Below are 11,273 nucleotides of genomic sequence, written 5' to 3'. Positions count from 1 at the left end.
TTCTTTCACTCTTATTGGTATAAATTTATTTTTTACTGTATTTCTTTTATTTCCTACAAGAATTCTGTGCCATTTATAAAATGTACTTCTCGGCACATTCTTTTGCTTACAAAATTCATATTTACTTACATTACTTTTTTTTATATTCTTCTACTAGCTCTTTCCATTTTTCATTACTTATTCTTTTTTTCTTTTTTTCTAATAGCATCATTAGCCTCTATTTTTTTAGGCTTTTGTTCTACCACTTATTTTTATTCTTGCCTAGATGCCCTTATTTTAGCGCTTACGTTGTTACAAGCAATAGGATTGACCAAACTTGTCATCACGAGCCACGTTAGTGGCGTGGTGATCCATAAATAATATTTGTTTTATATTACTGGATTGCCACATTTACTTCGTTCGTTTGCAATGACCCAAACTAAATAAAGTTATCATACACTTTATAGTATTTGATTGCAATTACAGCTATTATTTCAATAATAAAATAATCAAAAAGCCTAAGAAAAACATTGATGTTGAAAATGTTGTTTCCTTTTCTTCATGAGCTTCTTTAAGTAATTCTTCTGTAACTAAGTATAATAATGCTGCAGAAGCAAAAGATGTTATTAAAACCATTATTGATTTTGAAGCATTTAGAAATGTTAATCCTATAGCTGATCCAATAAATACTAATAAAGCAAATATAAGATTAACTTTTATTATTGCCATAAAATTTTTACCTGATTTTTGTAATGAAGAATCGACAGATAAAACTAAGAAAAGTAATTCAAGCGATAGAGCAATACTTATAATAAAGCCCTTAGAAACACTTATTGCAAAACTGATCCCAACTAATAGGCCATCAATAAATATATCTATTGCAACAGCAATTAGTAATGATGTTGAAGACTTACTAGAATGTGAATGATTATTGCTAAATATTCTTTGTATGATCAACATTAGAATTGTTCCTATAATATATCCTAATATTAATTGAGCTTTATGTGGTGTATTATATAGTTCTGGTATTAGTTCAACTGATAAAGCTGAGAATACAACTCCAGCACTAAAATGTTGTATTATACTTTTAGAGTTAGAGCTTAACGATGTAAATTTGAAAACCAAGCTACTTAAGATAATAGCAAATATTGGTAAGTATAAATAAATTAATAAATTGCTTAGAGTTAAAAAATAACTGTCCATGAATCATCAGTATTTGTATTTAATTTGAATTTAAGTGATTTCTTTTATTATTACAATAGCAATTCTTTGTATATGTATAATTTCCCGGATTGCTACGTTTCACTGTGTTGCGCTCGCAATGACATGGAGGGTAATTATATTGTTCACAATAATAATTTTGATTTAGTCATCACGAAGGTGGGGACCATACCGTCCAAAGTCATCACGAAGGGAGGCGTAATACTATCCACAGTCATCACGAAGTTGCATATCAACCGTGGTGATCCAGAAATATTGCCTCACTTAATTTTTATTGATATATTTCTGGATTGCTGTACTGATTCACAATAAACACTTCAAAAGTGTAGTAAAAAAACAACACACTAGATTTATTTTAATGAATTTTAGGCATATTGCTTTGAATTTTGCATTTTTAGCATATATTGTAACTTAACAAATATAAGTAATACTATTATGAATAAATTTTTATTAACAACTGCTTTAGCTGGTGCTGTTGTATTTACTGCTCAAGCTGGAGATGTTGAAACATCAATTTCTGGGTCTATTGATTCAAAATTTGTAAATACACATCAAAGAGATGCATTTAGAAAGGCTTTGAGTGGACCTGATGCAGGAAACAAATTAGCAAATAACAACATTGCAACTGATGCATACATTAACTTTAATATTAAAGGTGAAGTTAAAGATGGTTTGAAATATGGTGGTTTAGTTAAATTAAACGCAAATACGTCTAAATCTAAAAAAGAAGTATATCTTAAAGATAATGAGAGAAGTGTTGCAGAGCAGGTAATGGCTTTCTTAGAAAGTGGTTATGGTAGAGTTGAAGTTGGTAACTATACTGGTGTTTCTGAATCAATGAAAGTTAATGCTGGAACTTTTGCAAGTGCAACAGGTGGTATTAATGGTGATGCTCAATATTATTGGAATGCTGCAACATTCGATGGAAAAGATACTAAGGAAACATTCGTACAAACTGCAAATCTTCCAACAAATGAGCTTGGCACATTTGGTTTAAGGGGCGTTAATGCTGCTAAATTAAATTACTATACTCCAGAATTCTCTGGTTTTAGATTTGGTGCAACATTCATTCCAAACACAAAAGCTTTTGGTACAGCTTCTCAAGTTGCTGGATTAACTAAAGATGCATCTGGATTTAAAAATGTTTTTGAAGCAGGTTTATCATATACAACTGAAGTTAAAGAAGTTGGCGTTAAATTAGCTGCAGTTAGCCAATTTGGTAAAAATCAAAATGTTAATTCTCCAGGTACTACTGATGGTAAAAAGCATAAAAATCTTAGAGCTTTTGAAGTTGGAACAAACTTAAGTTATAAAGGATTCACAGTTGGTGGCTCTTATGGTGACTGGGGTAAATATGATGTTGTTGAACAAGATTCAAGTCAATATGGTAAAACAAGTTACTGGACAGCTGGTGTTGGATATGCAAATGGTCCATTATCTGTAAGTTTAACTCATTTGCAAAGTAAAAAAGGTGCTACAGATAATAAAAAATCTGCATTCAACAAACTTAGAAACACAGTGTTAGGTGTTGACTATAAAGTTGCTCCAGGTGTATTACCTTATGTTGAATTTGCTTCATTCAAAATGAATCAAGCTACTCAAAAAGCTAATCCTGAAAATAATAACAAAGGTCATATCATTATGACTGGTATTAAATTAAATTTCTAATATTTAATACTTTTAAAATTTTTAAAAGCAGGGCATTTGCTCTGCTTTTTTTATTGTAACTTTTTAGTTTTCTGGATTATTACAGTCGCTAAGTCTCTTCACAATGACGATTTGCAAAATTATTGATATAATTGCAATTTTGCTTTGATAAATATAAAAAAATAAGTATATTAAAGAGCTTTGTTAGAGATTTTTGCCAATCTAGCATAATTTAATATTGGAGGGTATTTTAAACTTGAAAAACAATTTTCCAATCTTAGTTCTGAGTAATATATCTAAAAATTACCATGGAGATGAGGTAATAAAGGATATTAATTTATCTGTAAATAATGGTGAGTTCATAGCAATACTAGGTCCATCTGGATGTGGTAAAACTACTCTCCTCAGGCTCATAGGTGGGTTTGAGATTCCAGATTCAGGAAGTATTTCGATTAACAAAATCAAAGTAAATAATACATTACCTTCAAATAGAAAAGTCAACACTGTTTTTCAAAATTATGCATTATTTCCTCATATGAATGTTTATGATAATATTGCTTTTGGCTTAGTTGTTGAGGGTAAATCTAAAAATTATATAAAAGAAAAGGTTTATGAAATAGCAGAAAAAGTTGGCTTAGAGAGATTGTTATTTAGAATGCCTGATCAATTGTCTGGTGGACAGAAGCAAAGAGTTGCAATAGCAAGAGCAATAATTAAAAAACCTAATATTTTGCTCTTAGATGAGCCATTAAGTGCCCTTGATAAAAATCTAAGGCAAAAAATGCAAATGGAGCTTAAGATACTACAAAAAGATTTGGGCATTACTTTTATTTTAGTTACACATGATCAAGAAGAAGCTCTATCTGTAGCTGATAAAGTTGTAGTGATGAGTGAAGGGAAGATAGAGCAAATAGGAACGCCAAGAGATGTGTATGAAACTCCCCGCAACATGTTTGTGGCAAAATTTGTAGGTGAGATAAACATTTTTGATGCTGAAGTTGTAAAAATTACTTCTAAAAAAATTACTCTTTTTGTTGAAAATGAAGTTACTTATGTAACAGAAAATCGTTATAATTTTAAAATTGGTGAAAAGGTAAAATTATTATTTAGGCCAGAAGACCTAAGAACTGAAACCATTAAAGATTCTAAAACTTTAAAAAATGTATTGATTGGTAAGGTTGAAAATACAACATATAAAGGTTCAACACTTGAATCATCAATAATTCTTAAAAGCGGCAAAATTATTAAAGCTAGTGAATTTTTTGATGAAGATGATGAAGATTTTGATTATAAAGTTGGTGAAAATATAACTATCAATTGGATTGATGGTTGGGAGGTTATTCTAAAAGATGAAGAATAATAATATTTTTAAAAAAGTTGTTATTTTTAATACTTTATTATGGCTTTTTGTAACAGCAATTATACCCAATTTATTAATTGTTTTTATAAGTATAACTAAGAAAGAATATGGTGAGTTATTTAGTTTCACTTTTACAATAGAAAATTTTTTTCAGGCTTTTTCACCACTTTACTTTAAAGTTTATATTAATTCTTTAAAGATAGGAATAATAAGCGTACTGCTATGCTTAGTGATTGGATATCCTTATGCATTTATTATTTATAGGGAGAAAAATAAAATAATTAAAAATTTACTATTGATAGCAGTAATAATACCATTTTGGACTAGTTCTTTAATTAGGACTTATTCAATAATATTTATTTTAAAATTAAATGGAATTTTAAATAAAATGTTAATGACAATGGGAGTAATTAAATTACCATTCAACATGCTTTATAGCGAAGGTGCTGTGATATTTGGATTTATTTATACTTTAATACCGTTTATGATAATTCCAATATACTTATCTTTAAGAAAAATAGAGAATTCTACAGTAGAGTCAGCAAAGGATTTAGGGGCTACATTGTTGCAGATTTTTACAAAAGTTATTTTTCCTCTTAGTAGTAATGGTGTAATATCTGGTTGTTCAATGGTTATGCTTTCGTCACTGGGTATGTTTTATTTATCTGACTTACTAGGGGGATCAAAAAATATATTAATTGGAAATTTAATAAAGGATCAGGTTTTACTTAACAATGACTGGAATTTAGGTGCTGCTATTAGTATAGTGCTTTATATTTTTGTTGTTTTTGGAATTATACTTCAAAAAGAAAGTTATAAAATTAATTTTTATAATAATAAGTAATGATGAAAAAAATAAAATATATATACTTGACTACTTTTATTTTTATTCTTTATTTCCCTATTTTTATTTTAGTTATGAACTCATTTAATGATTCAAAAATATCAGTAAAATGGGAGGGATTTACATTTAAATGGTATTTAAAACTTTTTGATAACGTTGCTATAATTGAATCCATGAAGAATTCAATTATAATTGCGTTTTTATCTGCTTTTTGCACTTGTATTATTGCTACAATTGCATCATTTAGTTTCTATAGATATAAATATATTGGTAGGAAAATAATTTATTTTTTTATACAGATAATGATCATGTTTCCAGATATAATACTTGGAGTTAGTTTGTTATTTTTATTTGTGTTATTAAATTTTGAGTTAGGTTTCACTACATTATTAATTTCCCATATAACATTAGCATTACCATTTGCAATAATTACAATATTTGCAGGGTTTAAGGGATTAGATAAAAACACAATTGAAGTAGGTAGGGATTTAGGGGCAAGTGATTTTAATATATTAAAGAGAATAATTATTCCCTTAATATTACCAAATATATTAGCTGCTTTTCTTATATCTCTTACTTTATCGCTTGATGATGTGTTAGTTAGTTACTTTGTAAGTGGTCCGCAATTTGAAATATTACCTCTTACTATATTTTCTTATGCAAGAATAGGTGTGAAACCAGAAGTAAATTCAATATGTACATTAATGCTAGTAATTTCTATACTCTTCATTTTATTATCACAAACTTTGTTAAAAGATAGATATGATTAAATTTATTATAACATTAATATTAATATTTAACATTAATATGGCTTTTGCTAATAAGCTTTATATATACGGTTGGTTTTCTTCTATTCCAGATAGAATTATTAATAAGTTTACAAAAGAAACTGGCATAAAAGTTTTTATGTCCTCTTATGAAAATAATGAGACAATGTATGCAAAGTTAATGTTATTAGGTAAGCAACCTAGTTATGATATTGTCTTTCCTTCTACTTACTTTATAAAAAAAATGGCAAAAAATAATATGCTTGAAGAACTAGATAAGTCAAAAATTCCTAATTTTAAAAATATAAATAAGGATGTGTTGAATTTAGATTTTGATCCTAAAAATAAGTTTAGTATTCCTTATGTAATGTGGTTTACTGGAATAATGTATAATCCAAAATTTGTTGATAAAAAGATAGATAGTTGGAATTACTTATTTGATCCAAAATATAAGAAAAAAGTTTTATTACTTGATGATGTTAGAGAAGTGTTTCATATAGCATTAAATTTATTAGGTTATGATGCTAATACTGTAGATGAAAAAGAAATAAAAAATGCATATGAAAAGTTAAAATCTGTACTTACAAATATAAGTCTGTTTGCAGCTGAATCTACTAAACAATATTATTTAAGCGAAGATATAGTAATAGGTATGAGCTGGAATGGGGATGCTTATGAGGCGATGCTTGAAGATGAAAATTTAAAATTTATTTATCCTAAAGAAGGAGCAATTTTTTCTATGGATAATTTTGTAATATTAAAAAATGCAAAAAATAAAGAAAATGCGTATCAATTTATTAATTTTATTTGTAGAACAGATATTGCTAAAGAAATTATAGAAGAAATTGGTTTAAGTATACCTAATTTAGCAGCAAAAAATTTATTAGATTCAAAATTTAAAAATAATAAAGCTATTTTTCCAAGTCCTGAAGTTATCGATAAAAGCATCATACATAATGATTTAGGTGAAAGTATTAGGTTATATATAAAATATTGGAATATGTTAAAAGTTGAAGATTAAAAAACATTAGCTATAATACTGGCAAAGTAATAGTTTTTAGTAATGAATTATGGCAAAGAAAAATACGATTCTGGTTAAGTTAGTTAGTAGCGAAGGAAGTGGTTATTTTTTTGTTAAAAAAAGAAATCCAAAACAGCTAAAGGAAAAATTAAATTTCAAAAAGTATGACCCTGTATTAAGGAAACATGTAATGTTTAATGAAAAAAAGCTAACTAGCTAGTGTATAAGTAGTGGCTTGTTTAATATCTTTAAAGAATATTAGTAAGAGTTATATATTTAATAAGGAAAACTATAAAGTCCTAAAAGCAATTAATTTAGATATTAAACAAGGTGAGGCAATATCAATTATAGGACCATCAGGGTCGGGTAAAAGTACATTGCTGAAGTTAATTGGGTTATTAGATATTCCAAATTCAGGTACAATAACAATTAATGGGATTGATTGTGAAAAAATTTCGGAGAGTAAGCAAACTATTTTAAGAAGAGAATTTATTGGTTTTATTTTTCAATCATATAATTTACTTCCAGATTTTACTGCTTTAGAAAATGTTATTATACCTCAAAGCATATTAGGTATAGGATCAAACAAAGCCACTGCTGTTGCTAAAGAGCTGTTTAAAGAGTTAAAAATAGAGGATAAGGTAAATAATTATCCAAATCAATTATCAGGTGGAGAACAACAAAGAGTAGCCATTGCTAGAAGTTTAATTAATAAACCAAAATTAGTTTTAGCAGATGAACCTACTGGCAATTTGGATGTAACAAATACAAAAAACATATCAAAAATATTGAGATCAGTATCGAAGAAATATAAAATTACAACGATTATAGTAACTCATGATATGGATGTTGCAAAAAATTCAGATAAGATTTACTCTTTAAAAGATGGTAATTTAGAATTTCAAAAGTAATACTAATACTATGGATATTAAGGGTAGCAAAATAATAAGGGATAAAATAACTAAAGAAGATCTTAATGAAGTAGGAATTAGGCCAGGGAAATTAGAAGAGTTCATTGGGCAAAAAAAAATAGTTGAAAATTTAAAAGTTTTTATAGGTGCAGCAAAATTTAGGAGTGAAAGTTTAGATCATGTATTATTTCATGGACCTCCTGGACTTGGCAAAACAACATTAGCACAAATAATTGCAAAAGAAGTAAATTCAAATATTAAAATTACTTCGGGACCGATTTTAAGTAAGACTAGAGATTTAGCAGCAGTTTTAACAAATCTTGAAGAAAATGATGTTTTGTTTATAGATGAGATTCATAGAATGACTTCATCTGTGGAAGAAGTTTTATATCCTGCTATGGAAGATTTTTATATTGATTTAATTATTGGAGATGGTCCTGCTGCTAAGACAGTAAAAATTAATATACCAAAATTTACCCTTGTAGGAGCAACTACTAGATTAGGTTTATTAACCAATCCACTGCGTGATAGATTTGGCATTACTTTCAAATTAGATTTTTATTGTAACTCAGAATTAGAAAAAGTTGTAAGTAGAGCTGCAACAATTTTTAAAGTTGAAATTTCTCAAGAAGCTGCTGAGGAAATATCTCGGTGTTCGAGAGGCACTCCTAGAATTGCTGTGAAATTATTAAAAAGAGTTAGAGATTATGCTAACTATAATAAAAATCATTTTATTGATATGGAACTGGTTAGAGATTCACTGAAACAATTACATATCGATTCAATAGGTTTGGATAATTTAGATTATAAATATATAAATTTTATAATAAATAATTATAATGGCGGGCCTGTTGGTATAGATACAATATCAGCAGGGTTATCTGAAGAAAGAGACACAATTGAAGATACAATTGAACCATATTTACTTCAGCTTGGTTTTATAAACCGTACTCCTAGAGGGAGAGTCATTACAAGTGCTTGCTTAAATCATATGGGTATGAAAATTACAAATAATGACTTAGAATGACTTAGAATTAAATTTAAAATGAAGGTAATACACTGTAATATAAATTCTAAAATTGATTTAAAGAATTTAGTTTTAGCTATTGGTAATTTTGATGGTGTGCATTTAGGACATCAGAAGATAATACTACAATGTATAAAATTAGCTAAAGACAATAATTTGATTCCAGCGATATTAACTTTTTATCCTCATCCAAATAGTATAATAAACTCTAAAATTAAGAAAAAACTTATCTTTGATAATGTTGAGAAAATTGAATTATTAAAAAATTTTGACATAAAATACATGTTTATTTTTCAATTTGATCATGAATTTATGAATATGTCTCATGGTGATTTTGTTGAGAAAATTTTAATCAAAAAATTTGATGTTAAAGGTGTTGTTACAGGTTATAACTTTCATTTTGGTAAAAATAGATTAGGAAATGCTAATTTTTTATCTGAGTCTTCTAATAACTATGGTTTTTTTTATGAAGTCATAGATAAATATAAGAAAGATTATATTGAAGTTTCTTCTTCAAAGTTAAGGGAATTAATTGCTAAAGGTATGGTTGAAACTGTTAGAAAGATTTTAGGTATATACTATTTTATAAGTGGTGTAGTTTGTTACGGTAAAAAGTTAGCTGGGAAGCTAGGATATAAAACTGCAAATATAAAATTAATTAAAGATTTAGTATATCCTTTGAACGGTGTTTATTTAGTTAGGGTGACAGTAAAGGATCAGAAAGATAATTCATATTATGGAGTTGCTAATATAGGTGTTAAACCAACCTTTTCTCAAAATCATGAAAGAATGTTAGAAGTGCATATTTTTGAATTTGATCAAGATATTTATGAGAAAGATATAAAAGTAGAATTTATAAGTTTTGTACGACCTGAAAGGCAATTTAGTATAGTTGAGGAGTTACAATCACAAATTAAAAGAGATATAAATTTTGCAAAGTATTTATTAAAGATTTATGCCTGAGCTTCCTGAAGTTGAAACTATTGTAAGAGGTTTAAAAAAAGTTTTAATTTATAGTAAAATTATTCATATATATAAAAGCAAATATAATCTTAGAATATCGTATACTAAAAATTTTGAAACAGAGTTATTAGATTCTAAAATCATAAACGTATATAGATTAGCAAAATATATAATTATTGAGACTGATTTTGGTAAATCTATAATTATACACCTAGGAATGTCAGGGAGATTATTGTTTCAAAATTCAATTTATAAAAAGCATCAAAAGCATGATCATGTAGTTTTTCATTTATCAGATAATAAGAGTATAATTTACAATGATCCTAGGAGATTTGGTTTAGTACAATTTATTAAAAATTCAGATATTTTTCAAAATAAATTATTTAAAGATTTAGGAATTGAACCATTTTCTAAAGATCTTAATTATGATTATTTTATTTCTAAAATTAAAAATAAAAATTCATCTATTAAGCAATTTTTAATGAATAACCAAAATATTGTTGGTATTGGAAATATTTATGCAAATGAAATTTTACATTTAGCTAAGATATCACCATTCAAATCAGTAAAGTATTTGAATACGCATGATATAAAAATATTGATAGAAAGTATAAAAATAATATTAAATAATGCTATAATTGCTGGAGGGTCTAGTTTGAAAGACTATATCGCTCCTAATGGTATGCTTGGCAATTTTCAAAGCTATTTCAAGGTATACAATAGAGAGAATAAAGATTGTTTCAATTGTAAGAAAGGAAGAATTATAAAAACAACTCTTTGTCAAAGGTCTACTTATTATTGTATATATTGCCAAAAAATTAACTAGAATTTTCCGGATGAACCACCGCCACCAAAGCTTCCACCGCCGCCAGAAAATCCACTGCTGCCAGAAGCTCCACCACTACCAAAGCTTCCAGAATCGTCTCCATCTCTGTCTTTTACCTTGAGGCGACCCCAAATCCACAAAATGATAAATATAATTAAGATAATACACTGCCACCAATCAATTTGAGAGTTTTTATTTTTTACATCACCCTTAGTTAATATTTCTTTAACTTTATTTACAGCATTTAATAATCCTTGATTATAATTTCCTTTTTTAAGTGATGGGGCTATTTGATTACGAAGTAAACGCTAAAATATCCCCATCTTGACAAGTATTATACGCCTTTCTTTGGGTTTCTTAAGTTTTTTGATAATTCTAAAAAAAATTTAATTTGATGATATTTTTTTATCAATATTATATGGAAGTAAATTTACTAACTCTTTTGGATCAGAATAATCATGAATATGATTCAGCAAATATTTTAAATAATCATAAGGATTAATCTTATTTACTTTGCAAGTTTCAATAATACTATAAATATTTGCACTAGCTTTAGCACCCTTAGTTGTTGCACAGAACATCCAATTTTTTCTGCCAACTGCAAATGGTTTTATACTACGCTCCGAATCATTATTATCAATACGCAGTCTTCCATCTAAAAGATAATTATTTAATCCTTGCCAATTATTTAATGTATATCCAACTGC

At 27.4% G+C, this 11,273-nt stretch carries 13 protein-coding genes; 10 read left to right on the top strand and 3 right to left on the bottom strand.

Annotation, left to right across the window (positions count from 1 at the left end):
• Positions 1–144, bottom strand: a 144-nt coding sequence (gene tnpA / locus EIC27_RS08150) for an IS66 family insertion sequence element accessory protein TnpA (RefSeq protein ID WP_410519455.1), incomplete at its 3' end; no start/stop codon positions are given.
• A 324-nt stretch (positions 145–468) separates the two neighbouring features.
• Entirely contained in the window at positions 469–1,104 is a 636-nt protein-coding gene (locus EIC27_RS03230) for a ZIP family metal transporter (RefSeq protein WP_162298314.1), read from the bottom strand.
• A gap of 531 nt (positions 1,105–1,635) precedes the next feature.
• Between EIC27_RS03230 and EIC27_RS03225 the strand changes: the two genes are divergently transcribed.
• The 10 genes from EIC27_RS03225 to mutM all read left to right on the top strand — a co-directional run bounded on the left by EIC27_RS03225 (position 1,636) and on the right by mutM (position 10,566).
• The gene (locus EIC27_RS03225) at positions 1,636–2,868 is read left to right on the top strand and encodes a porin (protein WP_126044707.1); all 1,233 of its coding nucleotides are present in this window, start codon (positions 1,636–1,638) and stop codon (positions 2,866–2,868) included.
• Positions 2,869–3,103: 235 nt separating this feature from the next.
• A complete protein-coding gene (gene potA / locus EIC27_RS03220) occupies positions 3,104–4,207 on the top strand; it encodes a spermidine/putrescine ABC transporter ATP-binding protein PotA (RefSeq protein ID WP_205702323.1) in 1,104 nt (367 codons plus the stop codon).
• A complete protein-coding gene (locus tag EIC27_RS03215; RefSeq protein WP_126044706.1) occupies positions 4,197–5,051 on the top strand; it encodes an ABC transporter permease in 855 nt (284 codons plus the stop codon). The genes potA and EIC27_RS03215 overlap by 11 nt, the downstream gene beginning before the upstream one ends.
• On the top strand, positions 5,051–5,821 hold the full coding sequence (locus EIC27_RS03210) for an ABC transporter permease subunit (RefSeq protein ID WP_126044705.1): 771 nt from the start codon (positions 5,051–5,053) through the stop codon (positions 5,819–5,821). The genes EIC27_RS03215 and EIC27_RS03210 overlap by 1 nt, the downstream gene beginning before the upstream one ends.
• Positions 5,814–6,839, top strand: a complete 1,026-nt coding sequence (locus tag EIC27_RS03205) for an ABC transporter substrate-binding protein (protein WP_126044704.1) — start codon at positions 5,814–5,816, stop codon at positions 6,837–6,839. The genes EIC27_RS03210 and EIC27_RS03205 overlap by 8 nt, the downstream gene beginning before the upstream one ends.
• A 49-nt stretch (positions 6,840–6,888) precedes the next feature.
• Complete coding sequence (rpmG, locus tag EIC27_RS03200; protein WP_126044703.1) at positions 6,889–7,059, top strand: 50S ribosomal protein L33; 171 nt, start codon at positions 6,889–6,891, stop codon at positions 7,057–7,059.
• Between the two features lie 10 nt (positions 7,060–7,069).
• On the top strand, positions 7,070–7,750 hold the full coding sequence (locus tag EIC27_RS03195; protein WP_126044702.1) for an ABC transporter ATP-binding protein: 681 nt from the start codon (positions 7,070–7,072) through the stop codon (positions 7,748–7,750).
• Between the two features lie 10 nt (positions 7,751–7,760).
• Positions 7,761–8,777, top strand: a complete 1,017-nt coding sequence (ruvB, locus tag EIC27_RS03190; RefSeq protein ID WP_126044701.1) for a Holliday junction branch migration DNA helicase RuvB — start codon at positions 7,761–7,763, stop codon at positions 8,775–8,777.
• An 18-nt stretch (positions 8,778–8,795) separates the two neighbouring features.
• On the top strand, positions 8,796–9,740 hold the full coding sequence (locus EIC27_RS03185; protein WP_126044700.1) for a bifunctional riboflavin kinase/FAD synthetase: 945 nt from the start codon (positions 8,796–8,798) through the stop codon (positions 9,738–9,740).
• The gene (gene mutM, locus EIC27_RS03180) at positions 9,733–10,566 is read left to right on the top strand and encodes a bifunctional DNA-formamidopyrimidine glycosylase/DNA-(apurinic or apyrimidinic site) lyase (RefSeq protein WP_126044699.1); all 834 of its coding nucleotides are present in this window, start codon (positions 9,733–9,735) and stop codon (positions 10,564–10,566) included. The genes EIC27_RS03185 and mutM overlap by 8 nt, the downstream gene beginning before the upstream one ends.
• A 386-nt stretch (positions 10,567–10,952) precedes the next feature.
• On the opposite strand, the gene EIC27_RS03175 is transcribed toward mutM, so the two are convergent.
• On the bottom strand, positions 10,953–11,273 hold a 321-nt coding region (locus tag EIC27_RS03175; protein WP_153183758.1), incomplete at its 5' end, for an IS66 family transposase.

Origin of the sequence: Candidatus Aquarickettsia rohweri (genome assembly GCF_003953955.1) — a bacterium.
Taxonomy (GTDB): Bacteria; Pseudomonadota; Alphaproteobacteria; order Rickettsiales; family Midichloriaceae; genus Aquirickettsia; species Aquirickettsia rohweri.
This window is presented reverse-complemented; position numbering and strand designations above follow the sequence as displayed.